The sequence below is a fragment of the Lacinutrix sp. Bg11-31 genome, assembly GCF_002831665.1.
In the GTDB taxonomy this organism is placed as follows: Bacteria; Bacteroidota; Bacteroidia; order Flavobacteriales; family Flavobacteriaceae; genus Lacinutrix.
On record NZ_CP025118.1, the window covers coordinates 3,214,105 to 3,240,798 of the forward strand.

Below are 26,694 nucleotides of genomic sequence, written 5' to 3' on the forward strand. Positions count from 1 at the left end.
TTATAACATCGCTGTTTTTGTTCATTTTATACTAAAAAACTTTTTTATGATTTTAAATAAGTCAATATTATGTCACTTCGAGTGATTTGTGAAGATATGAGCAAATTGTATCGAGAAGTTTTTTTTATAGTCCTAGATATAATGCTCCTTTGGCGCATCACTCGAACTGACAATTAATTACAATTTAATTGTAAAATGGATAATTAATTAAATGCTAAAGCCTTTTATAATAATAGATAAGAGTCTTTTTTTGACTATTTTTGCAGCAATATGCAAGAACTACAACTATCAGATTGGTTACCTACCACTAACAAAGAGGTGAAAATACGCGGCTGGGAAGAACTAGACGTTATCCTATTTAGTGGTGATGCCTATGTGGATCACCCATCATTTGGGCCTGCAGTAATTGGTCGTATTTTAGAAAGTTATGGCTTGCGTGTTGCCATAGTACCACAACCTAATGTAAAAGATAATCTTCAGGATTTTGTAAAAATGGGGAAACCAAAATTATTTTTTGGTGTTACAGGTGGTTGTATGGATCCTATGCTTAGCAATTATAATGCTAATAAAAAAAGAAGAGATAAAGATGCGTACACTCCAAATGGAGATATTGGTTTTAGACCAGATTACGCAACAACAGTATATTCTAATATTTTAAAAGACAAATGGCCAGATACTCCTATATTAATAGGTGGTATTGAAGCGTCATTACGTCGTGTAACACATTACGATTTTTGGAGCGATAAACTAATGCCTTCTATTTTAGAAACCTCTAAAGCAGATATGTTGGTTTACGGAATGGGAGAACAACCATTGCGAGAAGTCGTACGTTTATTGCAAAAAGGAGTGCCTTTTTCTAGTATTACAACAGTTTTACAAACTGCTGTTTTATTAAATGCAGATGCTAAAATTCCTAAAAATAGTAATTGGGAAGATGTAGAAATCGCTTCGCACGAAATTTGTTTAGAGGATAAGAAAAAGTATGCAGCAAACTTTAAGGTTATAGAGCAAGAATCTAATAAGTTAGCAGCGAGACGTATTTTCCAGAAAGTAGGAGATAAAACATTGATGATTAATCCGCCTTGTCCTACAATGACGGAAGCCGAAATCGATGCCTCTTTCGAGTTACCTTACACAAGAATGCCACATCCAAAGTATAATAAGCGTGGACCAATTCCTGCTTACGAGATGATTAAGTTCTCGATAAACATACATCGTGGTTGTTTTGGTGGTTGTAGTTTTTGTACAATTTCTGCACATCAAGGTAAGTTTATTGCCTCTCGTAGTCAAGAATCTGTATTACGTGAAGTGGATACTGTAGCAAATATGCCAGATTTTAAAGGTTACTTATCCGATATTGGTGGACCAAGTGCCAACATGTATCAAATGAAAGGTAAAGTACAATCTATTTGCGATAAGTGTGTTGCACCTAGTTGTATTTCACCAGTAATATGTAGTAATTTAGATACTTCACATAAGCCATTAACCGATTTATATCAAGCGGTAGATAAACATCCAAAAATTAAGAAATCGTTTATAGGTTCTGGTATTCGTCATGATATGTTGGTTCCTGAATTTAATAAAAATGCAGATCCAAAAGAGTTAGATGCTTATACTGAGGAAGTAATGACTAAACACGTTTCTGGAAGGCTAAAAGTAGCACCAGAACACACTAGTGATCCTGTTTTAAAATTGATGCGTAAACCATCGTTTAAATACTTCCATAAATTTAAAGAACGTTTCGATAAAATTAATGTAGCAAAGAAATTAAAGCTTCAATTAATACCATACTTTATATCTAATCATCCTGCTTGCGAGGTCGAAGATATGGCAAACCTAGCTGCCGAAACTAAAGATATGGGTTTCCAGTTAGAGCAAGTACAAGGTTTTACACCAACACCAATGACGGTTGCTACTGTAATTTATTATAGTGGTTACCATCCATACACGCTTAAAAAAGTAAATACACCTATTTCGCAAAAGGAGAAAGACGAACAACACCGTTTTTTCTTTTGGTATAAAGAGGAGAATAAAGCGTGGATAAAAAAGACTTTAAATAAATTAGGCCGTGAAGATTTACTAAAAGTACTACTTCCTGATAAAGACGATAAATGGCGTAAAAACAAACCTACAGGTGAAACTAAAAACACCTATAATGATGCTATTCCTTTTAATAAACGAAAGACTAAAGCTAAGTTTAAGAGTAAGGATAAAAAGAGATAATTTTTCTATGTAAGCTTTTTAATTTCTCGGTTTTATTCATTGTTTTTAGTATCAGTATTTTTTTGTTTTAATTGAACAACATATTACGAAGCTTAATTATTAACTTAAATTAATTAGGCTTCGTCTTATTTGAAAGCGTTATGTTGTAATCTAATGTTATTCTTTTTTGTAATATAAATTTAATACAGCATCGATTGTGTCTACAACTTGTTTTGCATTCTCTTTTGTAAAACATAAAGGAGGTTTCGTTTTTAGCACACTATCGTGAGGACCATCTGTGCTAATAAGAATAAAACGGTTTCTTAATTCATTTTTAATATAATGTGCCAGTTTAGTATTTGGTTCTATGTTATTTTCTTTTATTATTTCAACACCAATAAATAATCCAGAACCACGCACGTCTCCAATACAAGTGTGTTTTTCTTTTAATTTTTTGAAAAGAGATAAATAATAATCACCAACCAGTTTAGCGTTTTGTTGTAGTTGGCTATTTTCAATTTCTTGTAAAACCGTTAATGCTATTTTACAAGACACTGGATTGCCTCCAAAAGAACTAAAAAATTCTACACCTTTACCAAATGAATCTGCAATTGCTTTAGTAGTAACAACAGCACCCATTGGATGGCCATTAGCAATGGGTTTTCCAAGAATCACAATATCCGGAATAACCTCTTGCGCTTCAAATCCCCAAAAATAATCTCCTAAACGTCCAAAGCCAGTCTGTACTTCGTCGCTTATACAAACACCACCTTGTTTTCTAATTGCTGGATAAATAGCTTTCAGATACCCTTTTGCTAATGGCACTTGTCCTCCACAGCCAACTACAGGTTCTGTAATAAATGCTGAAATTTTAGAGTGGCTACTTTCAATTTTTACAATTGCATCTTTAGCATATTGTTTACCAGCAGTACCATCATTTTTTGTGTATTGACCTCTATAAGTATCTGGAATTTCGGCTTTAATAATGTGGTTCTTTTCGCCTTGACCTTTTTTATTTCCGTACTTATAATGACTAATATCTATGGCCATTTGCGTATTGCCATGATAGCCATGTTCTATAACCATTATTGTATTTTGTTTGGTATGTGTATTGGCAAGTCTTATGGCTAAATCGCTTGCTGCACTACCAGAATTCACAAAGAAAACAGTGTCTAATTCCTTTGGGAATTTAGAGAGTAATGCTTTGGCATATTCCGGAAAAGCATCAAATAAATATCTGGTGTTTGTATTTAATGTTCCAATTTGTTGCGCAGCTATTTTTGTGATTTCAGGATGTGCATGACCAATATGCGGAATATTATTATACGCATCCAAAAAAGTGTTTCCGTAACCATCATACATATATTGAAAAGCAGAACCTTTCATATAAATAGGATTATCGTAACTTAACGATAATATTGGACTCGTTAGTTTATGACGTTCTTTTATTAAATCGCTTATCGGTTTTGGAGTTTCAATATTAAAACCTGCAGCCTTATAAAATTCGTTTTTTGCATGAATCGGGTTTATTCTTACCCATTTATTAAGCGTATTCCATGCGTTTTCTTCACTAACTGAAGCGTAAACATTTTCTGGATCTATTTTTTTGGCGTGTGCCGAATTACAAACACTTGTACATAATCTGCCAGCAATAAGATAGTACAAGATGTCTAATTCTTTTTGTTCTAAAGGAAGAATACTATGATAACCTTTTATAAAATGAATTGCCCATGCTAAAGGCTCGTCTTTATCATAACAAGCATATGTTATAGCAATAGCAACTTCGTTTATTAAAGGAGAATGTGCTAAATCGCCAAAATCAATGAGTCCCGAGATGCTATTGTTTTTCACTAAAACATTCCACTCATTAACATCGTTATGAATAATAGATTTTCGTAATTCAGAAATAATTGGAGTTACGTAAAATTCATATTGCTGAAAGAAATAGGAGACTAAGTTTCTATCGCTTGCATTATCAATATCCTTAATGTATTTTTTATTAAGGTTCAAGTATTGCAAGTCCCATTCCCATTGTCTCGCTTTTAAAACGTAGTTGTTTAGCTTTAAAAGTTCAATATCCATTTGTGCTGTAAAAGTACCAATAGAAGTTATTAATTCTGGAGTATGTGGTGCATCTCCTAAAAAAGTGCCATCTAAAAAAGTTAATAATCTACAGATGGTTTTTACGCCATTAATTTCTGTAATTTTTATAAACTCACCATCACTAAAAGTAATAGGTTGTGGAAAAGAAGAGTTCTTGTTTAGCGCATTTAAAACGCTATTTTCTGCTTCAATTAAAGCCAATAGGTCTTCTGTAAACGTGTAGGTTTTAAAAATGTATTTATCGGAAGTAGTTTTTAAAAGATAATTGACATTATCATAACCATTCAGTATTTTTAAATCAATTATTTCAAAATCAAACCAGTTTTTAATGGTGTTTAACATGTAGTGGGTTTATTTAGCTATGCTAATTTAAGAAAATATCTAGTTCTTTTAGATGTAATAATTTGGTGAGAATAATTTAAGTTTACTCTTTCTGTACGAAACAATAATACTTTATTATTACTATTTATAATGGCTTTTAAAAAAGTACCTTTGCCACAGTATTATTTACAAGTGGATATTAATTATGTCCGATTACTAACATGTAAATGCTACTAATTATTTTTAATATTTCGTCTTGCTAATAGCATTATTCTGCAATTCAATTTAACGCATACAACCTATGATTTCTGATATAATTATAAACAAACCAGCACCTTTTTTACCAGAACAGCCATTAGTGCAGTTTAATCGCTCTATTAACATTAATCGTACGATTAAAGGATTAGAAGCTGGTAAACCTGTAATGATAACAGAATTTTATAGCAACGGTTTAGATTTGCTTAAAGCGTTACACAAGCACTTAAACGGAAAGTTTCCTAACGAGACTTTTCAAGAGCAGCGCGATTATCGTTTGGCTTATAAAGAGTTAGCAAAGCTTATTTATATAAAAATTGTTGACCATAAATTAACCGTTAAAAAAGCACCTGCTATTGGTTGGTTAAAAGAATTATATCCAGAAGATGATAATTTTTTATTACCATTTACTAAAGTCCAAGGATTAAATAGTGCTTGGCAATGGCATAAAAACGGAATTATACTTCCTGTATTACGAAACAAAATACATCCTTTTTATGGTGTGTATTTTCCAACACGATTCGATCATTTAATACTGTTCGATAATTGGTTAAAACGTTACGAAGGACCAAAAAAATCTGCAATAGATGTTGGTATTGGTTCTGGAGTGTTGTCTTTTCAAATGGTAAAGCATGGTTTTCAAAAAGTGTTTGGTACAGATACAAACCCAAATGCTATTGTTGGTTTAGCAGAAACATTAGGTGATACCAAAATGTCTAGAAAAATAGAACTAGATTTTGCGCCTCTTTTTGGAAAGTTTGAAAAACAGACCGAATTGATTGTTTTTAATCCGCCTTGGTTACCTGCTGCTCACGATTTAGATAAAAATGACGAAGCTATTTATTATAAAGACACGTTGTTTCCTGAGTTTTTTGCTGAAGCTGAAAAAAGACTATTACCAGGTGGTAAGTTGGTTATTATATTCTCTAATATGGCAGAGATTACTGAGGTTGCAAAAGAGCATCCTATTAAAAAGGAACTTGCAGAAGGCGGACGTTTTAAATTAGAAAACTGTTTAACACGTAAAGTAAAATTGGCTTCAGATAAAACAAAACGCGATCAAAATTGGCGTGCTGAAGAAGTTGTGGAACTTTGGGAGTTGGTGAATGCTTAGAGATTTGTTGTTGTCATGTTTGGTCATTTGTAAAAATTACCAAGATTTGGTATATTTGAATAAATACTATTACAATGGGAAAAAATACATCTATATCTTTAGGAGACTATTTTGAAGAATTTATAAGTCATGAAGTAAAATCTGGCAGATATAGTTCTGTTAGTGAGGTTATTCGTTCTGCATTGCGTTTACTAGAAAGCGAAGAAAAAAAAGAGCGAGAACTCATTAAAGCACTTGAGGTTGGTGAAAAAAGTGGTTTTGTAGACAATTTCAACCCAAAAGAAAACTTAGCTAAGTTACATACTCAAAACTCATGAGTAAAATCAAGTATCGCATAAGTAAACAAGCGATTACAGATTTAAATAGTATTTGGGTTTATACACTACATAAATGGTTTAAAAAACAGGCAGATAGATATTACAACTTAATAATTGATGAAATAGAATTTATATCTAAAAACTATTTAAGTGGAAAATCTGTGGACCAAACACGTAAAAATTATCGTGTAACAAAAATAAAATCACATCTTATTTTTTACAGAAAAACAGATAATGAGACTATTGAAATTGTTAGAATTTTACATCAAAAAATGGATGTAAAAAAACTGCTTAACACGTAAAGTAAAATTGGCTTCAGATAAAACAAAACGCGATCAAAATTGGAGTGCTGAAGAAGTTGTGGAGCTTTGGGAGTTGGTGAATGCTTAGAATTAATAATTGGTTAACCTGTTGTTTTTTAATAAAAATAGTATCGAGAACTCATGTCGAAACTAAAATTCTAATTCTCGATACAAATTTCACTCATTTCAATCGTTAAATTCACTCGAATTGACAAAATTTAATCAAAGTGCATGAGGAGTAGCTGTAACTTTTTTTTACTTTTCTAAAAGGAGATACCTTGTTTTATTTTTTTCCCCTGTCTTTATAAAATACTTTATTTCGATGCCTTTTTTTAAGTCACGACTTGCAGTTGCAGAAGAAATATCTTTAAAAACAGACATATAATCTTTTCTTGAAAAGGTTTTTTTGTTTACAGATAGAAAATGCTGTAATCTATCTTCAGCACTAAATATTTTACTATTAAAATCGAGTAAAGTATCTATAGATGTATTAATGATGTCTAACATGTATTCTATAAATTTTGTCGAGTTGCCTAATTTGTCGCATTCGCCTAAAACATTATAATAGCTTTCTTGGTTTTCGCTAATGGCTGTTTCAAACGGTAAATAAGCAAACACAGGATATTTATGCATTAATATTATGGTTTGCCATAAGCGTCCCATTCTACCATTACCATCTAAAAAAGGATGAATAAATTCCAACTCATAATGAAACACACAGCATTTTATTAATGCTATCTCGTCATCATTTTTTAAATACTCGAAAAGATTTTTTATTAAAAAAGGCACATTCGAAAAAGGAGGAGCAATATGTTCTATGGTGTTGTTTTTTGCAATACCAACACTTTCTGTTCTGTACGTTCCAGCTTTGCTAACCAAGCCTTTCATTAACTGTTTGTGTGCTTTTAAAAAAGAAACTTCGCTGTTTGGTTTGTAATGCGCTAAATTATTATAAACAGCGATTGCATTTAAAACTTCTTCAACATCTTTTTTTGGACCAACTACTTTTTTGTTTTCAAGTAAAGCTGTTATTTGTATTTCGCTTAGCGTATTGCCTTCTATTTTTAATGAAGAATGAATGGTTCTTATCTTATTTTGTTTTCTTAAAGTAGGAGATGGTTTATTAATATAGTTTGCATTAATAGCACCAATTTTTTCTGAAATTGAAGTAATTAATTTCAGAATTTTAGAAGTAATGGTGTAAGGTGGTTTTTGCATGATACTATCATTTGATAGTATCAAAGATAGTTTAATTTGCTGTTAAGATAAAACAAAGGGTGACAAAAATTGGCGTGCTGAGGAAGTTGTGGAGCTTTGGGAGTTGGTTGGCGCTTAAACTTATATTTAGCAATCTTGTTTGCTATGGGCTTTGGTAATAATTAAAAGTTAGACTTCGTTTTTTGTACGTACCATTTTTTTAATTTTTTGTATATTATAAGTATGAAAAAATTACTACAAATAATTAACGGTATTGCATTTGTTTGTGTTATTGTAATGAACTATTTATCTAACACGGGTTTATTAAATAACACAACCATAGGAGCGGTTTCTAAAGACTATAATACATTATTTACTCCAGCAGGTTATGCGTTTTCAATTTGGGGATTAATCTATCTGTTTTTAACCGGTTTTATTGTTTACCAAGGACGTAGTTTGTTTGTAAAGGTTAGAGACGACGCTTTTATTTTAACAACAGGTTGGTGGTTTTTAGTATCCTGTATTGCTAATTGTGCTTGGATTGTGACTTGGATTTACGGTTACACATTACTGTCTTCAATATTTATCTTTATTATACTACTCTCGTTATTACAAATAGTGCTTAGAAATAAAATGGAATTATTTGATGCTCCAATTTCTGTAATTGTGTTTTTATGGTGGCCTTTTGTAATTTATAGTGGTTGGATTACCGTAGCAAGTATTGCTAACGTCTCTGCTGTTTTAGTAAAATATAATTGGGACGGTTTTGGATTGTCTCCAACATTTTGGACCGTTTTATTAATAGTAATAGCAACCATAATAAATATAGCAGTGACCTGGAAACGAAACATGCGCGAGTTTGCGCTTGTGGGTGCCTGGGCTTTAATTGCTATTTATGTAGCTAATAACGATGCTAATACCACTGTAGCTTATGCAGCGCTAGTTGCCGCTGTTATTTTAATAGTAAGTAGTTTTGCGCATAGTTTTAAAAACCGAAAAACAAATCCTGCAATTAAGTGTATGGAGTATTTTAGGGGAGGGAAATAATAAAATTTAACCAACAGAGAGTTTGGCAGCATCTTTCCATAAATAATTTGGCATAGGTTCGCTTAGCTTCCAATTGATACTCATTGGTTTTGAGCCATAATAATCTTTTATATCACCATCTCCAATAAATACATAGCCTAGACTATTGCCAAATTGATTTTTTGCTTTTTCTCTCACAAAAAGCAGGATTTTTTTATCTTCCTCTTTATGTTTTATATAGGATAAACCTTTTCCTTTATCAGGTCTTGCTGAGTTTTGTGTTTGCCAATGGAATAATAATTCATTTACTGCGTAATCATCGTACATTGTCGTGGGAGAAAAATTTTCTTCTGATTTCACAAGATTAATAAACAATATTTCAGTTTTTAAATCTTTATTCAAAGCAGTCCCTTCTCTATTTGATGATTTTTTATGAAAATCACTAAATCTAAAAGCCGAAAGTATTTGATCTCTAGTGTAACGCGCATGTAGTTTTAATGGTTGTTGATATGGTAGTTGAATAGGTAGTTCTTTGAAATCTATTTTTTCAATTAATAATTCTAATACTTCTTTTATTTCTTCAACTAATACGGTGTTTAATCCAATTTGATTTATACTTTTTTCTATTGATTTAAAACCACCTTCTTTTTGCCAAACATCATAATGTAACATTAAAAGCATAGTTTTTTCATTGGTATTTAATTCTGATTGTACTACTTTAAAATTCTGATTAGCAATTTTTAAAATGAAAGTAAAGTAACTTAAAGAGTTTGTAGAGAACCATTTTTTAGAAATAGCAGAAATAATTGATTTTTCGTTTTCTGAAGTAAAGTCGTCTATTCTTCCTGCTAATTGACATAAGCGTTTCCAACTACCTCTTTTGTATATTGATTCTAATGGAATATTATAAAAAGCAGTAAAATTACTAAGTGTTAATGGTAGGTTTGTATCATGCTGAAATTGTTGAATTTTTTGAATTAATTTGTTCTTATTTAAAGATGTTGCGGCAGATATATTTTTAAGAATTGTTTCTTTTGTCTTTTTTTCTAATATAATAGAGCAGCCCAAAGGAAGGTGAGGAAAATCATCTTCAACTTCTTTTAAAACAGTCGTGTTTGTTTTACCTATTAATGCTCTAAATTTACTTTCAAAATTATACTCTGGTTTTGAATTTCCAACAAAGTCTAAAACAGTTAAACAGTCTTTGTCTTCATGTAATCTTAATCCTCTGCCCAATTGTTGTAGAAATACTGTTAAGCTTTCTGTGGGTCTTAAAAACAGGACTGTATCTATTTCAGGTATGTCAATTCCTTCGTTAAACATGTCGACAACAAATAGATAATTAATTTCTTTTTTTTCTAATTTCTGACGAATAAAATCTCTGTCTTTACTGTTTTTACTTGTAAGGTAGTCTGCTTTTGAGCCTGCCAATGTAAATTTTTCAGCCATAAATTTGGCATGTTCCATAGACACGCAATATCCTAAAGCTCTAACATTATTTATGTCTTTTGTATATTTTTCTAACGCATCAAGTATTTCTCTAACTCTTCTGTCGCTTTCTGTATATAAATTCGTTAGCTCACTAGCAACATATTTACCTCTAACCCAATTAACAGTAGTTAAGTCGATACTGTCCGTAATTCCGAAGTACTGAAATGGACATAGTAGCTTTCTGTTCATTGCTTCAGGTAATCTAATCTCTGCAGCAATTTTATTGTCAAAATCCTCTAAAATATCTCCACCATCCATTCTTTCAGGAGTTGCAGTTAAACCAAGTAAAACTTTTGGTTTGAAATAATTTATTATTTCTCTATAACTATTTGCAGTTTGGTGATGACATTCATCAATAATAATGTAATCATAATATTCAGGAGTTAAATTGTGCTTTTTAAATTGGTTATTTACAGATTGAACTGAAGCAAATACAAATTCAAAATTATCAGGAACCATCCCATCAACCCATAATTCACCAATGTTGTTATTTCGTAAAACACCTTGAAACGTTGAAAGTGATTTTTGAAGTATTTCTTTTCTGTGAGCAAGAAAAAGTAGTTTTGCTGATTTATTATTTTGCTTGAAACGTTTGTAGTCGAATGCGGAAATTACTGTTTTTCCAGTTCCTGTAGCTGCAACTACAAGATTGCGATGTCTATTATGTACAGTTCTTTCTACTTCTAATTTTTCTAACACCTCATTTTGATAAGGAAATGGTTTTATGTCAAAAAAAGTAGCTGTATTTGCATAAGGTTTACTAAGCTTACTTTGTTTTAGTGCTTCCTGAAGCTTTTCTTTATGAATAGAATCATCAAATAACTCGAAGTCATCACTTTGCCAATAGGCGTCAAATGTCTTCTGAAATTTGTCAATTATATGACTGACTTCTTTCGTTGTAACTTTCAAATTCCATTCTAAACCATCAGTTAATGCAGACCTAGAAAAATTTGAAGAACCTATATATGCAGTGTGAAATCCTGTGTTTCTATAAAAAAGATATGCTTTTGCGTGTAGTCTTTCGTTGCTTGTGTTGTAAGATATTTTTACTTCTGTGTTTGGAAGCTTCGAAAGTAATTGAATTGCTTTATAATCTGTTGCTCCAATATAAGTGGTTGTTATTACTTTTAGTTTCCCGCCACGTTCTGTGAATTCTCTCAATTCTTTTTCAAGAATTATAATTCCTTTAAACTTTATAAAAGAGACTAGCAAGCATATTTCATTTGAAGAAAGAATCTCTTTTTTGAGTTCGCTTTCTAATGATAGTCCACCATTACCTCCTGTAAATAATTCGCTTTGTGTTAATCTTGTGTATGGAGTTATTTCTTTTAGTCTTAAATCTATATTTGAAAAATGAGCATCTGTTTTAGAAAATACTGCTTTTAAAATTTCACCTTCAACATTAATTAAGTCGTTATTAAACTCTTGTTTGTTTAATTCGTCTTTAAGTAATTTAATTATTTTGTTAGCAATTTCAATCTGTAACTCTGCTTTACCTTTTATAAGCTGAAAAGCGTGCTTCAAAGTTTTTGCTAAATGTTTAGATAAAACAATTGAAGCTTCTTCTTTATCTAAGACAGTTTTTTTTAAGTAGAATTTATTTTTATCAAGTTTGTCTAAGTTTTCAGATACTAATTGGGTTATTAATTCTTCGTAAATTCCTTGATTCATAATGATAAATATTCTTTTAAAATTGGTAAGTCAGCTTCAGCCCAATCTAAATTAATCAATTCATCTTTATCGGCAAGTAAAAATCTACAATGTTCTCTTAGTTTTAATTCACCTGAAAGATATTCAGCAATAAAAGGAATCAATTTTATTTTCAAATTTGGGTATTGATGAGTAAAAGGAGTCAATCTTTCTTTGACTTCAATTTTAATGTTTAATTCTTCAAAGATTTCTCTTTCAATACAATCAATTTCTGATTCTCCTACTTCAATTTTACCACCTGCAAATTCCCATTTCAAAGGAAGTTTCATTTTTTCACTTCTTTGAACTGCTAGAATTTTATCATCAAATTGAATAATAGCACAAGTTACAGGAATGATTTTCATCTATAAAATATTAATGCGCCTCCAACCAATTCAAACCAACATCCAATTCCACATCCAAAGGCACTTCCATTTTAAAGGCATTTTCCATTTCGGTTTTAATTAATGTTTTCATTTCCTCTAATTCAGGTTTAAAGACATCAAAAACCAATTCATCATGTACTTGTAGTAGCATTTTAGTTTTATAATTACCAGCTTCTAGTTTGTTATAGATGTTAATCATGGCAATTTTAATAATATCTGCAGCACTACCTTGTATTGGTGCATTAACCGCATTACGCTCTGCAGCACCACGCACAATAGCGTTAGCACTATTAATATCTTTTAGATAACGTCTACGATCTAAAACGGTTTTTACATACCCATTATCGCGCGCAAACTCGACTTGGGCGCTCATGTATTTTTTAAGCTTTGGGTAGGTTTCGTAATAAGTATCAATAAGCTCTTTGGCTTCACCACGCGATAAATCGGTTTGGTTACTTAATCCAAAAGCAGACACACCATATACAATCCCAAAGTTTACGGTTTTGGCATTACTACGCTGGTCTCTGGTAACTTCTTCTAAAGGCACATTAAAAACTTTAGAAGCGGTAGAGGCGTGAATATCTTCTCCGTTTTTAAAGGCTTCTATCATGGTTTCCTCTTCACTTAACGCAGCAATAATACGCAGTTCTATTTGACTGTAATCGGCAGCTAATAAAATGTAGTCGTCATTACGCGGTATAAAGGCTTTACGCACTTGACGACCACGTTCTGTACGTATTGGGATATTCTGTAAGTTAGGATTGTTACTACTTAAACGTCCTGTAGCAGCAACGGTTTGCATATAATCTGTGTGTACACGACCGGTTGCTTCTTCCACTTGTAGTGGTAAAGCATCCACATACGTGCTTTTTAGTTTTGCTAATCCACGGTATTCTAAGATATTTCTAATAATCTCGTGCTCTTTCGCTAAAGCAGATAAGATATCTTCTCCCGTTTTATATTGCCCTGTTTTGGTCTTTTTAGGCTTGTCTACTAGTTTTAATTTTTCGAAAAGGATGATTCCTAATTGCTTTGGAGAGGCAATATTAAATTCCTCGCCAGCAACTTCGTAGATTTTAGCAACTAAGGTGTCTATGTCTTTGTTTAAATCTATCGATAAAGAATTTAAAAAGTCAACATCTAGATTAATACCTTCCAATTCCATTGCAGCTAGTACACGTACTAAAGGTACTTCAATATCTGTGAATAATTTTTTGGTGTTGGCTTCGCCTAATTCTTTTTCAAAATGTTCTTTTAATTGTAGTGTAATATCCGAATCTTCAACCGCATATTCTGTTTGTTTCTCCAACGGAACATCGCGCATTGATAATTGATTCTTTCCTTTTTTACCAATTAATTCTGTTATAGAAATTGGTGTATAGTTTAAGTATGTTTCTGCTAATATATCCATGTTGTGGCGCATGTCTGGATTAATTAGATAATGCGCTAACATAGTATCGAACAATTCGCCTTTAACTTGAATGTTATATTTGGCTAATACTTTAATATCGTATTTTAAATTCTGACCAATCTTCTGAATATTTTCTGCTTCAAAAAAGCATCGTAATTCTTCGATTATGGCTTGTGCTTCTTCTTTGTCTTCTGGAAATGGTAAATAGAATCCTTTGCCAACTTCCCAAGAAAATGCAATGCCAACTAGCTCTGCTGTTAACGGATTTAAGCCTGTGGTTTCAGTATCGAAACACACCGAAGTTTGATTCATTAAATTTTTAATAAAAAGCTTGGTTGCCATTCCTGGCGCTACACTTTGGTAAAAGTGCGATGTGTTTTCTATTGTTTTTCTTGTAAAAGCGTCTTCGGTTGTCGCTTCCGCGGAAGGACTCTCGCCTCCAAACAAATTAAATTGTCCTGCTCCAGCACTTTCGGCTTCTTTAGGTGTTACTTTTATTTCTTTTTTAACTGAAGATTCTGCGGTTACAGTTGCAGGAGCTCCAGAGGTAAATGTTTTATTAAAATTATCTATAAGTCTTCTAAATTCTAATTTTTGAAAAATTTCAGTCACTTTTGGAATATCTGGTTGATCCAATTCAAAATCTTTAGCATCAAAAGTCACAGGAACGTCTAGCATTATTGTTGCTAGTTTTTTAGAGAGCAAACCCAATTCTTGATTGGCTTCTATCTTCTCTTTCATTTTACCTTTAAGCTCATGTGTATTTGCAAAAAGATTTTCCATGGTGCCATAAGCTGCTAAAAACTTCTTAGCTGTTTTTTCTCCAACGCCTGGTAATCCAGGAATATTATCACTGGCATCTCCCATCATTCCTAAAAAGTCGATAACTTGTAAGGGATCGGTAACTGCAAATTTCTTTTGTACTTCTGGAATTCCCCAAGTTTCGTAACCACCACCAAACATTGGACGATACATAAAAATGTTTTCGCTTACTAATTGCGCAAAATCCTTATCTGGTGTTACCATAAACGTTTGGTAACCTTCTTTTTCGGCTTGTTTTGCTAAGGTTCCAATAATGTCATCTGCTTCAAAACCTGCTTTTACAACAATAGGAATATGCATGGCTTTTAAAATATCCATGATATATGGTATTGCTGTTTTTATGCCTTCGGGAGTTTCGTCTCTGTTGGCTTTATAAGCTTCGAACATTTCAACTCTGTCTGCACTTCCGCCTTTATCGAAACAAACGGCTAAATGGTCTGGTCTTTCACGTTTAATGACGTCTAATAATGAATTCATAAAACCCATTATTGCAGAAGTATCTTCGCCTTTAGAATTGATTCTTGGATTTTTTATAAAGGCATAGTAGCCACGAAAAATTAAGGCAAAAGCATCGACTAGAAATACACGTTTGTTATCTGACATTGTAATTGTTTTTAATTTGAAAAGTGATGTCACTTAGAGCGCAGTCGAAGAGTCTTTAATTGTATATATGAAAAAAGTCTAATTGAAATTGCAATCTGCAAATTACAATTTCTTTAAAAATTAAAGAACCTCATTTTTAAGAAAGTTATTAAAAAATCTAAACGTATTTTTGCAGCTTAAAATTTGTTATAGATGAATACATTTTCAATTGCCATACATGGTGGAGCAGGAACTTTAGTAAAAGGAATGATGACACCAGAATTGGAAGCTAAATATAAAGCTGCACTACAATTAGCATTAGACGAAGGTTATAAAGTGCTAGAAAATAATGGAACTGCAACCGAAGCTGTTGAAAAAGCAGTGGTTATTTTAGAAGATTCGCCATTGTTTAACGCCGGAAAAGGAAGTGTTTTTACAGCAACCGAAAGCCATGAAATGGACGCAAGCATAATGGATGGAAAAACATTAAATGCAGGAGCTGTTTCTTTAATTACTGGTATTAAAAATCCTGTAAGTTTGGCTCGTGATGTCATGGAGAAGAGCGAACATGTTTTTCTTGCTGGAGAAGGTGCAATGCAGTTTGCTAAAGAACTAGATTATAATCTTGAAAATGAATCGTATTTTTACGATGAATTAAGACATAATCAATGGTTAGAGATTAAAGATACAGATAGTTTTCAATTAGATCACGCAACAAAGAAAGATTCTAAATTTGGAACAGTTGGAGCAGTAGCTTGTGATAAAGAAGGTAATATTGCTGCAGCAACGTCTACAGGAGGAATGACCAATAAAAAATGGGGACGTGTAGGAGATAGCCCAATGATTGGAGCTGGAAATTATGCTAACAATAAAACTTGTGCAATAAGTTGTACTGGTAGTGGTGAGTTTTTTATTCGTGGTGTTGTAGCTTATGATGTAGCTTGTTTAATAGAACACAAAAACATGTCTCTTGAAGAAGCCTCTAACGAAGTTATAAACAAACGTATTCTCGAAATAAAAGGTGATGGTGGTTTAATTGCTGTTGATACCAAAGGAAATATTGCAATGCCTTTTAATACTGAAGGTATGTATCGTGCTAGTAAATCTTCTACTGGTGTTGAGGAGGTTTCTATTTATAAATAAGAGTATAATCACCAATTAGATTCATTGTCAGTTCGAGTGATGCGACGCTAGGAGTATTGTATCGAGAACCTTTTTGTAATGCTTCTCGATACAATTTGCTAAAGCTACGCTTCGGTATCTTCAATCAAAATATATTTTGCTTTCGATAATCTCACAAATCACTCGAAGTGACAGTTGGGTGTTTAATTGTAGGTTGTTGTCAGTTCGAGTGATTTCGATTTTTCTTCGAAATTGTATCGAGAACCTATCAATCTTTAAATTTCTTTTTAGAAAGATTAGGTAACTTCTCAAACGCATTATTTATTAAAGTCTCTTTTTTAACTCTCGACCATTTTTTAATCTGTTTCTCTGAATCGATAGCATGATTTGGATCTGTGAATTCTGCATGAAAAACTAAATTAATTGGTCTTTTTTTATATGTATAGCAATCTGGATATTTACCTGTTTGATGTTCTATAATTCTTGTGTGGAGTTTTGAAGTGAAACCTGTGTAATAACTTTTGTCTGAGCATTCTAATATGTAAACGTAGTAGGTTTTCATATTTAAAGGTAGTTAAAAATGATTTAGCTTCTCGATACAATTTGCTCGTACCACACAAACCACTCGAAGTGACAGTTTGGTGTTTAATTGTGGGTTGTTGTCAGTTCGAGTGATGCGACGCTAGGAGTATTGTATCGAGAACTTTTTTGCAATGCTTCTCGATACAATTTGCTAAAGCTACGCTTCGGTATCTTCAATCAAAATATATTTTGCTTTCGATAATCTCACAAATCACTCGAAGTGACAGTTTGGTGTTTAATTGTAGGTTGTTGTCAGTTCGAGTGATTTCGATTTTTCTTCGAAATTGTATCGAGAACCTTTTAAATAAATATCCACGTATTGTGCTTTTGCGTTAAGGATGGAAACGGCATCCTTTTTTTCTTTAAAAAAAGATATAGTGTACAGCCTGACCTTTTGGTAACGCCCTAAAAAAATAAAATCCCTTTTTTCAAAGGGATTAGCTTTATATAAAAGGAGCTTCGATAGCCAATACTTTAACCTTTTTCTTATCGATATGGAAACGATCTCCATTAGATAAAATATGAGTTCGCATGCCTGTTAAAGACATTGGAGTGCCTTCTTTTAAAATGGAGTGTTTATTGTGTCTTAAACGTCTACCGTCGAAAATAATAACCATTCCAGAGCCGATAACGCGACATTTACTGTTTTTAATAATCATACCAGTGTCTTCGGCTAAACCAATTCCAATAAGTTTTGGGAATTGTGCTACAGCTTCTGATACGCGACCAAAACGTCCACGTTTTATAAAGTGTGTATCGATAATTAAACCAGGTATTAAACTTAAGCCTTTGTACATGGTAACTGCACCTTTAATAAAAGACTCAGTGGCACTTCCGCCAGCAATCATTTCATTAGACATCATCATGGCTCCTGCACTTGTGCCAGCGACAACAAAACCTTTTTCGGTTTTATAACGGTGCTTTATAATTTTATGGATTTCTGTACCACCAATTCTCTCGGTAATTTTAGATTGGTCTCCACCAGAAAACATAATGCAATTGGCAGCCTTTATTAAGTCTATAGATTCTTGTTTTTTAGAATCTTCTTGGCTTCTAATGTCTAAAACTTTAACATTTGTGCAACCTAAAGTATTAAAGGCTTCTAAATAATTTTCGCCTACTTCTACCGGAATACTTGATGCAGTAGGAATTACTACAATATTAGCAGCTGTTCCTCCAGATTCTCTAACAACATGAAACAGAATGCCTTCTGATATAAATTCTTGAGTATATTGCTCGTTCTCTTCTATTCCTTTGTCTTCATTTCCACCAATAGGAATTAGTGTTCCTTTATTCTTCAACATAAATCTGGGATTGCAATAATTTGTGTACGGCAAAAATAAACTAATTTTTTTAGAGAAAATTGTATATATTTATAATCTTTCCACTGAATTTTTCTTTGCTTTTTGTTTTTCCTCGAAAATTAATGAGATTTATTTTTGAAAAATTTAGGCGATTTGCGTCTAAGGAAGGAGAACTAAAAATGGACGAATTTTACCCGTTTTTAAGGAGTAGAAATAGTATAAATAATTTCACGAACTAACGAAACCTAAACCTATAAATATGAAAATACGCGAGATAAATGCCATGAGAGGACCAAATTATTGGTCTGTTAGAAGACATAAACTAATTGTTATGGTTTTAGATTTAGAAGACATGGAAGAGAAACCGTCTAACAAAGTTGATGGTTTTCCAGAACGTTTAAAAATGATGTTTCCAACAATGTATTCTCATCGTTGTTCTGAAGGTTGTGAAGGAGGGTTTTTTATGCGTGTAGACGAAGGGACTTGGATGGGTCATGTAATAGAACACATTGCATTAGAAATTCAAACACTTGCAGGAATGGATACTGGTTTTGGTAGAACACGTGGTTACGGAGAAGATGGTGTTTACAATGTAGTATTCTCTTATATGGAGGAAAATGTTGGACGTTTTGCAGCAAAATCTGCTGTTAGAATTTGCGAAGCGCTTATTACTGGAGAGCAATACGATTTAGAAGTCGATATTCAAGAAATGCGAGAATTAAGAGAGAGCTCGCGTTTAGGACCAAGTACAGGTTCTATTATAGCCGAAGCCGAAGCACGTGGTATTCCATGGATTCGTTTAAATAAATACTCGTTATGTCAATTAGGTTATGGTGCAAACCAAAAACGTATTCAAGCAACAGTTACTAGCGAAACAAGTAGTATTGGTGTAGAAATAGCATGCGATAAAGAAGATACAAAACACCTTTTAGAACAAGCTGAGGTCGATGTGCCAAGAGGAGATATTATTAGAAGAGAACGCAGTCTTGAAGAAGCGTGTCGCTATGTTGGTTATCCTTTAGTAATTAAGCCTGTAGATGGAAATCATGGAAGAGGGATTACTGTGGATATACAAAATTACGATGATGCTTTAGTGGCTTTTCATCATGCAAAAGATAGCTCACGAAGTGGTGCTATTATTGTAGAGAAGTTTATTACAGGACAAGATTATAGACTTTTAGTGATTAATAATGTTTTAGTAGCAGGAGCGATTAGAACACCTGCTCATGTTATTGGCGATGGTAAATCGACGGTTCAAGAACTAATAGATATAGTAAATAGCGATCCTCGTCGTGGTTTTGGTCATGAAAATGTACTAACAAAGATTACTACAAACGAGCTAACGCTAAAGATAATAAAAGAGGCTGGTTATACTTTAGAGTCGGTTATTGCTAAAGATGAAAGACTCATATTAAAAGATACTGCAAACCTAAGTACTGGAGGAACTGCAGAGGATATTACAGATATTATTCATCCTGCAAATGTTAGTATGGCAGAGCGTATTTCTAAAATTATTGATTTAGATATCTGCGGAATCGATATTATGACCACAGATATTTCGAAACCACTATCTGAAACTGGAGGTGCAGTTTTAGAAGTAAATGCTGGACCAGGATTTAGAATGCACTTAGCGCCAACATCTGGATTACCTAGAAATGTTGCAGCACCAGTAATCGATAAATTATTTCCAACAAAAGGAGAAACAGGACGTATTCCTATTATTGCAACTTCTGGTACCAATGGAAAAACGACTACAACGCGTTTAATTGCACATATTGCAAAAATGAATGGTTATCGTGTTGGTTACACTACAAGTGATGGTGTGTATATTCAAAATAGATTATTAATGACAGGTGATTGCACAGGGCCTGCAAGCGCAGAATTTGTGCTTAAAGATCCAACCGTAAACTTTGCCGTTTTAGAATGTGCAAGAGGTGGATTATTACGCGCTGGATTAGGCTTTAAAAAATGTGATGTTGCAGTCGTTACAAACGTTGCTGCAGATCATTTAGGCTTAAAAGGAATTCACACCATAGAGCAATTAGCTAAAGTAAAAGCTGTTGTTCCAGAAACTGTTTTACCAGATGGTTATGCTATTTTAAATGCAGACGATGATTTGGTTTACGATATGCGACGCAATTTAGAGTGTAATATTGCTTTATTTTCTATGGATGAAAATAATCCACATATTAAAGCATTACAACGTTTAAATGGTATTACTGCAGTTTACGAAAACGGTTGGGTAACTATTTGCAGAGGCGAATGGAAAATGCGCTTGATGAAAGCTGAAAATATTCCGTTAACCTACGGAGGGAAAGCGAAGTTTATGATTCAAAATGTGTTAGCAGCTGTTCTTGCTGCGCACGTGCAAGGCATTAGTATTGAGGATATGAAAGCTGGTTTAGAAACCTTTATTCCTTCGGCATCACAAACACCAGGACGTTTAAATATGTTCGAGTTTGAAAACTTTACTATTCTTTTAGATTATGCTCATAATCCTGCGGGAATGAGAGCGCTTCAAAATTTTGTTGAAGAATTAGATGCAACTGTAAAAGTGGGAATTATAGCTGGAATTGGAGATAGAAGAATAGAAGATAATAACGAAATGGGTAGTATTGCTGCCGAAATGTTTGATGAAATAATTATTAGACAAGATAAACGCTTACGCGGAAAAACAGAGGAGGAACTCATAAAAATGCTAAATGATGGTATTAAAATGAAAGACCCAAATAAGAAGACAACTGTTATTCCATCTGAAAAAGAAGCGATAACTCATGCTGTAAAAAATGCAGTTAAAGGTTCGCTAATTATTTTGTGTAGTGATGTTATTCCTGATGCTTTAGAACTTGTTCAGAAATTTAAAGAACAAGAGGCTAGAGGTGAATTAAATTTTGCTGATTAAAAGTTTTATTAAATATATTATATATGAAAGCCGAAACGAAAGTTTCGGCTTTTTTGTTCTTTGAGAATTTGAGTTTGAGAATATGAGTGGTTTCTTCCTTCGGCCGAAGAAAAAGACGGAAGGTTTTAAGAAAAAGGCGAAGTGCTTTTTAGGGTAATGAAAAGAATACTATTCACTAAGCTTTAACAATAAACTCTGCCTGAATATTTTCATTCACACCATCTTGATACTTTGTTGTGCTAAACCATTGGTGAATACCATAGCTGCCAGTTTCTCCTTGTTTATTAACAGCGACATAACCAACCTGAAAGTTTTTAAAATTACTATTTGGTTTGTTTACTATTCTGCCAATAGCTTCTTCACAAGCTTCTTGAGGTGTTTTACCTTGTCGCATAAGCTCTACAACTAAAAAGCTACCAACCGTTTTTACAACCTCTTCACCAAGTCCTGTAGCAACACAGCCACCAACTTCATTATCTACAAATAGTCCAGCACCAATAATTGGAGAGTCGCCAACGCGTCCGCCCATTTTATAAGCTAATCCGCTTGTTGTGCAAGCACCAGCTATATCACCATTTTTATCGATGGCAATCATACCAATAGTATCGTGATTTTCTATATTAATAATGGGTTTGTATTTAGCTTCTATTTTCCATGTTTCCCAAGCTTTTTTAGAGGTATCTGTTAACAGATTTTCTTTTTTTAAACCGATTGAGTAAGCATATTGTTCTGCGCCTTTTCCGGCTAACATAACATGTGGTGTGTTTTCCATAACACTTCTTGCAACAGAGATTGCATGTGTTACATTTTGAAGATAAACGACAGAACCACAGTTTCCATTTTTATCCATAATACAAGCATCTAAAGTCACATTTCCATCACGATCTGGCAAGCCACCTTTTCCTACGGATTGTCCTTTTTCGTTAGCTTCTTCAATACGACAACCAGCTTCAACTGCATTTAAAGCATTTCCTCCTTTTTCTAAAACTTTATAAGCAGCTTCGGTAGCATTTTTAACATCCCAAGTTGCAATAACCAATGGAAAAGAGCTTGTTCCTTTAGTAGTGTTAACTGGCTTTTTAATTTTAGAATCTTCAGCACAGCTAATTAGTGTGGTGCTAACTGCCAAGCTAGCGGTAGATAAGGTTGCGTTTTTTAGAAATTTCCTTCTGTTCATGACATTAACTTTCTTGAGTTTCTATAGCCATAGTATAATATGTAGCCGTAGCAAATAGTAATAAATAAAAAGGCTAATTTAAATCCTATAGAATCTATTAAACTACCGCATATTAGTGGAATAATTGCACCTCCTACAATTGCCATACATAACAATCCAGAAGCTTTTGGTTTAAGTTCTCCAATACCATTAATTGCCAAAGCAAATATTGTTGGAAACATTATCGAGTTAAATAAACCAACTGCAAGAATACTCCACATAGATAATAAGCCTGTAGTACTTATAGAAATAATAATTAATAAAATAGCTATTGAAGCAAAGATACTTAATACTTTTCCTGGTTTCATTATCTTGGTAAGGTAGGTGCCTACAAAACGACCTATCATAGCTCCAGACCAATAGAAAATCACAAAAATGCCAAGTAATGCTTTGTTGTCTGCTCCTTCAAGAGATTTAAAAAACACACTTGCAACGGTGTTTGCAATATTCATTAAAGAGTTGCTTTCTCTAATTATGGGTACCATATTCATATCCTGAAAATAGTTTACTAAAAAACTACCAATAGAAACTTCTGCTCCAACGTAAAAGAAAATACCAAGCACACCTAGCATTAAATTTTTTTGTTTAAAAGCACCAGCATAAGTACCTGTAGATTTTTCGCCAATTAGTTTAGGCAATTTTGTAAATAAAAAGAACACTGCAATCGAAATAATAAAAACAGCTAAGCCTAAAAATGGCTTTTGTACAGCAGAAGCTTCTGTAGCTAAATAAGTATCTTTAGCAGTACCAGTAAGTGAAGCTATTTCATCTTTGGTTTTAATAGTATCACTTAAAATAAATAAAGCACCAACAGCAGGAGCAATTGCAGTACCTAAAGAGTTAAAAGCCTGTGATAAGTTTAATCGACTTGATGCACCATCTTCACTACCTAAAACAGCAACATATGGGTTTGCTGCCACTTGTAAAATTGTGATTCCACCAGCTAAAATAAAATAGGCTATAAGAAAGATTCCAAACTCACGATAAGAGGCTGCGGGATAAAATAACAAACAACCAAAAGCCATCGTTAGTAAACCAAGGATAATTCCTTTTTTATAACCAATTTTAGATAAGATATAACTGGCAGGAACAGATAATATAAAGTAAGCTCCAAAAAAAGCGAATTGAACTAATATTGCTTGAGAATAACTAAGTGTAAATAGTTCTCGTAATCTTGGAACTAAAGAGTCTACCAAAACGGTGATAAATCCCCAAAGAAAGAATAAGGCCGTTAGTAAAATAAATGATGAGCGGTAAGACTTTTGTTGGTTCATGTTAGTTTTTAGTTTGCCTAAATGTAAATAAAATTAGTTTTTAGTTTTGTGTTTTAGGCTCTTTGTATGGTTTTTGTATAGTTATTTAATGATAATTTCGTCTACAAACAACCAGCTTCTCCCATTGTCTTTATAGCCTAAGTGCCATTTTGGGAGCTGACCTAGTTTTTGTGCTATCACTTTAATAAAACGATACTTTTTGGGAATCTGTTTAAAATATGCAGTTTTAATTTCAATAGCTTCAGATGCAGTGCTGTTGCTCATTTTTATTAATCCATCAATTATAGAAAAATTAATACCATCATTAGATCCTAAACATGAAACCTCTGTTGGATAAAAAATCCAAGAACGTTGGTCTTGTAAAAAATTAACTTTAATGAAGTTTACGGATTTGCTGCTTCCTAAATCTACAGTAGCTATTAAATCTGAATCAAAATAACCTTGCCAAGTTCCTGTTCTAAAATCTTGAGTACCCATAATACCATCTATTAAAGCATTGTTTCCACCTGCATTATATTGGTTAGCATATTCTGAGTCTAATTTAATAGATAAATTAGGATCTATTTTAAAGAAAGATGTAGTTATCGTTTTGCTTTTTGTTCCGTTTAATTCTGAATAGACTTTTAAGGTTACAGCTTCAGAAAGAGTAAATGGTTTATCGTATGTTTTGAAATCAGAATTGTTTTCAGAATAATAAATTGAAGCATCTTTTGTATTGCTTTGTAATTCAACTCTAGTTTCACTTTTAAAAGCAGTCTCTCCTTTCGAAATAAATGGAGGCGTAATAATAATATGATCTTCAATTTTAGTTTCTGGAACTTCGTGGTCTTTAGTTGCCCAATTTGTAGGAGAGCCTTTCATTTTAAAATGAAGTGTTCCACCATTCATTATGTTTTCATGAGAAATATAAGATTGATTGTATGGTTTTTCATTTAAAGTTGCAGACGCTATATAGATGTTTGTATCGCTTAAATTTTCAGCAGAAACAGTAAACGTTTTTCCACTTTCTAAGTTAAAAGTTGCTTTGTTAAATAAAGGTGTTCCAATAATATATTGATTGCTTCCTGGTGTTACAGGATAAAAACCGATGGAACTAAAAATATACCATGCACTCATTTGTCCGCAATCTTCATTTCCTGAAATGCCATCTGGCGTATTAGTATATAACTCGGTTAAAATTTGATGTACTTTTTCTTGTGTTTTATGTGGTTTGTTAACGAAATTGTACAAATAAGCCATGTGGTGACTCGGTTCGTTTCCATGTGCATATTGCCCAATTAAACCTGTAATATCTACTTGATGTCGACCAGAAGTTTCGCCTTTGGCAACAAATAACTTATCTAGATTGGCTTCTAATTTATCTTTTCCGCCAAGTAAATTGGTAAATCCAGAAATGTCTTGAGGCACGTAAAAACTGTATTGCCAAGCATTAGCTTCGGTATAATTAAAATTGACTTCGTAAGGATCGAAAGGAGTAAACCAGGTATTACGAAAACGACCTCGCATAAATTGTGTTTCTGGATCGAAAACGTTCTTATAGTTTTGTGCTCTTTTTGTATACTCTTTATAAGCTTCGTTTTTATTCATGGCCTTTGCCATTTCAGCAATTGTCCAATCGTCGTAAGCATATTCTAAAGTTTTAGAAACCGATTCGCTTTCTTTTTCTACAGGAATAAAACCAAACTCTTTGTAACTTTTTAAGCCGAGTTTATCGCGAGTAGCGCTATGTAACATTGCTTCCATTGCTTTGTTTTCGTCGTAACCACGAATACCTTTTAAATAAGCATCTGCAATAACTGGTACAGCATGATATCCAATCATGCAACCAGTGTAATTAGCACTTAAATCCCAAATTGGCATAATGCCACCTTCATCGTACTTTGCTAGAAAAGTATTTATAAAATCGTTGGTTTTGTTTTGCTCAATAATAGTGTAAAGTGGGTGTGTAGCACGATAGGTATCCCAAAGGGAGAACACAGTATAATAATCGAAATTTTTAGATTTATGAATTTCTAAATCCATACCACGATATCTTCCATCTACATCTTGGTATAGGTTTGGAGCTAAAGCTACATGATACATAGACGAGTAAAAATTAGTTTTATTGTTTATATTGTCGCTTTCAATAACTATTTTTTCTAATTGCTTTTCCCAGAAATCTTGAGCAGTTTTTTTTACTTGCTCAAAGGTTTGTTCTCCAATCTCACCTTTTAGATTTTTTCTTGCTCCTTCTATATCAACTGCACTAATTCCAACTTTAATATAAACAGGATCATTGTTTGGGTTTCTAAAATTTAATGCTATTTTTTGTGCTCCAGGTATTCCTGTTTTAGAAGGAGATTGTAACACATCATTAAAAGGATGCGATGTTTTTATTACAAAGTATAAACGTTGGTCTTTTGCCCAAGCATCAGAAAAACGGTAACCAACAATTTCGGTTTCAGAGACTTTTTCAATTTTAGCATCTAAAACTTTATCTCTATGCATTAAATCTACAATAGCGAATTGGTTTGCGTTAGAAGGGAATTTATATTTATGAATCCCACTACGTTTAGAAACGGTTAATTCTACATCAATATTTGTATCGTCTAAATGTACTTTGTAAAAACCAGGTTCTGCAACTTCATTAGCATGCGAGAATTTAGATTTGTAACCTTTTTCAACTTGCGCTGAGCTTGACGAAGTATTAGCTCCATTATTAAAAGTTTGCGAGTTTGTTGGCATTATTAAAATATCACCATAATCGCTAACGCCTGTTCCGCTTAGGTGTGTGTGGGAAAACCCGTAGATTTCATTATCACTATAATGGTAGCCAGAACAACCATCCCAACCATCGAAACGTGTGTCTGGGCTTAATTGCATCATCCCGAAAGGCATGGTTGCGCCAGGATAAGTGTGCCCATGTCCACCAGTCCCAATAAATGGATTTACGTAAGAAATTAATGACTTGTCTTTTGTAGCAGAAGTTGTATTGTCTTTATTTTTGCAGTTGGTTAACAATAGAAATAAGCAAAAAATTAAGGTCGTTGTGTATCTCATTAAAAAAATAGATTACTAAATTTAAAAACCTAAGATA

General features: G+C 33.0%; 17 protein-coding genes. 7 read left to right on the plus strand and 10 right to left on the minus strand.

Features of this window, described 5'->3' with window-relative positions:
- Nucleotides 1-270 precede the first annotated feature (270 nt).
- Nucleotides 271-2,223 carry a YgiQ family radical SAM protein gene (locus CW733_RS14390; protein WP_100997894.1) on the plus strand — a complete coding sequence of 651 codons (1,953 nt, stop codon included), beginning with the start codon at nt 271-273 and terminating at the stop codon, nt 2,221-2,223.
- 156 nt (nt 2,224-2,379) lie between these two features.
- On the opposite strand, the gene CW733_RS14395 is transcribed toward CW733_RS14390, so the two are convergent.
- Nucleotides 2,380-4,647, minus strand: a complete 2,268-nt coding sequence (locus CW733_RS14395) for an aminotransferase class III-fold pyridoxal phosphate-dependent enzyme (RefSeq protein WP_100997896.1) — start codon at nt 4,645-4,647, stop codon at nt 2,380-2,382.
- Nucleotides 4,648-4,927: 280 nt separating this feature from the next.
- On the opposite strand from CW733_RS14395, the gene CW733_RS14400 reads away from it, so the two are divergent.
- From CW733_RS14400 to CW733_RS14410, 3 genes are all read left to right on the plus strand, one after another.
- Nucleotides 4,928-5,995, plus strand: coding sequence for a methyltransferase (locus CW733_RS14400; RefSeq protein WP_100997898.1), 1,068 nt, complete (start codon nt 4,928-4,930; stop codon nt 5,993-5,995).
- 74 nt (nt 5,996-6,069) lie between these two features.
- Entirely contained in the window at nt 6,070-6,312 is a 243-nt protein-coding gene (locus tag CW733_RS14405; protein WP_100997900.1) for a type II toxin-antitoxin system ParD family antitoxin, read from the plus strand.
- Entirely contained in the window at nt 6,309-6,614 is a 306-nt protein-coding gene (locus CW733_RS14410; protein WP_100997902.1) for a type II toxin-antitoxin system RelE/ParE family toxin, read from the plus strand. The genes CW733_RS14405 and CW733_RS14410 overlap by 4 nt, the downstream gene beginning before the upstream one ends.
- Before the next feature lie 255 nt (nt 6,615-6,869).
- On the opposite strand, the gene CW733_RS14415 is transcribed toward CW733_RS14410, so the two are convergent.
- On the minus strand, nt 6,870-7,832 hold the full coding sequence (locus CW733_RS14415) for a Fic family protein (RefSeq protein ID WP_100997904.1): 963 nt from the start codon (nt 7,830-7,832) through the stop codon (nt 6,870-6,872).
- Between the two features lie 222 nt (nt 7,833-8,054).
- Here CW733_RS14415 and CW733_RS14420 point away from each other — a divergent pair, with 222 nt between their 5' ends.
- The gene (locus CW733_RS14420; protein WP_100997906.1) at nt 8,055-8,858 is read left to right on the plus strand and encodes a hypothetical protein; all 804 of its coding nucleotides are present in this window, start codon (nt 8,055-8,057) and stop codon (nt 8,856-8,858) included.
- A 6-nt stretch (nt 8,859-8,864) separates the two neighbouring features.
- Here the strand turns inward: CW733_RS14420 and CW733_RS14425 are convergent, their stop codons facing one another.
- From CW733_RS14425 to polA, 3 genes are read right to left on the minus strand one after another with little or no spacing between them, the layout of a single operon-like run.
- A complete protein-coding gene (locus tag CW733_RS14425) occupies nt 8,865-11,999 on the minus strand; it encodes a DUF3427 domain-containing protein (RefSeq protein ID WP_100997908.1) in 3,135 nt (1,044 codons plus the stop codon).
- Nucleotides 11,996-12,382: a (deoxy)nucleoside triphosphate pyrophosphohydrolase gene (locus tag CW733_RS14430; RefSeq protein WP_369806614.1), complete on the minus strand. Its 387-nt coding sequence runs from the start codon at nt 12,380-12,382 to the stop codon at nt 11,996-11,998. The genes CW733_RS14425 and CW733_RS14430 overlap by 4 nt, the downstream gene beginning before the upstream one ends.
- A 10-nt stretch (nt 12,383-12,392) precedes the next feature.
- Complete coding sequence (gene polA, locus CW733_RS14435) at nt 12,393-15,239, minus strand: DNA polymerase I (protein ID WP_100997910.1); 2,847 nt, start codon at nt 15,237-15,239, stop codon at nt 12,393-12,395.
- Nucleotides 15,240-15,431: 192 nt separating this feature from the next.
- Between polA and CW733_RS14440 the strand changes: the two genes are divergently transcribed.
- Nucleotides 15,432-16,361: an isoaspartyl peptidase/L-asparaginase family protein gene (locus CW733_RS14440; RefSeq protein WP_100997912.1), complete on the plus strand. Its 930-nt coding sequence runs from the start codon at nt 15,432-15,434 to the stop codon at nt 16,359-16,361.
- A 247-nt stretch (nt 16,362-16,608) separates the two neighbouring features.
- Here the strand turns inward: CW733_RS14440 and CW733_RS14445 are convergent, their stop codons facing one another.
- On the minus strand, nt 16,609-16,902 hold the full coding sequence (locus tag CW733_RS14445; RefSeq protein ID WP_100997914.1) for a GIY-YIG nuclease family protein: 294 nt from the start codon (nt 16,900-16,902) through the stop codon (nt 16,609-16,611).
- Nucleotides 16,903-17,365: 463 nt separating this feature from the next.
- Nucleotides 17,366-18,226, minus strand: coding sequence for a cyanophycinase (locus CW733_RS14450; protein WP_100997915.1), 861 nt, complete (start codon nt 18,224-18,226; stop codon nt 17,366-17,368).
- Between the two features lie 259 nt (nt 18,227-18,485).
- Here CW733_RS14450 and cphA point away from each other — a divergent pair, with 259 nt between their 5' ends.
- Nucleotides 18,486-21,128 (plus strand): cyanophycin synthetase, encoded by a 2,643-nt coding sequence (gene cphA, locus CW733_RS14455; protein WP_100997916.1) that lies wholly within the window; start codon nt 18,486-18,488, stop codon nt 21,126-21,128.
- A gap of 175 nt (nt 21,129-21,303) precedes the next feature.
- On the opposite strand, the gene CW733_RS14460 is transcribed toward cphA, so the two are convergent.
- The 3 genes from CW733_RS14460 to CW733_RS14470 form a co-directional block, all read right to left on the minus strand.
- Nucleotides 21,304-22,305 carry a N(4)-(beta-N-acetylglucosaminyl)-L-asparaginase gene (locus tag CW733_RS14460; protein ID WP_100997917.1) on the minus strand — a complete coding sequence of 334 codons (1,002 nt, stop codon included), beginning with the start codon at nt 22,303-22,305 and terminating at the stop codon, nt 21,304-21,306.
- Nucleotides 22,302-23,618 carry a sugar MFS transporter gene (locus CW733_RS14465; RefSeq protein ID WP_100997918.1) on the minus strand — a complete coding sequence of 439 codons (1,317 nt, stop codon included), beginning with the start codon at nt 23,616-23,618 and terminating at the stop codon, nt 22,302-22,304. The genes CW733_RS14460 and CW733_RS14465 overlap by 4 nt, the downstream gene beginning before the upstream one ends.
- 81 nt (nt 23,619-23,699) lie before the next feature.
- Nucleotides 23,700-26,657 (minus strand): GH92 family glycosyl hydrolase, encoded by a 2,958-nt coding sequence (locus CW733_RS14470; protein ID WP_100997919.1) that lies wholly within the window; start codon nt 26,655-26,657, stop codon nt 23,700-23,702.
- Nucleotides 26,658-26,694 lie beyond the last annotated feature (37 nt).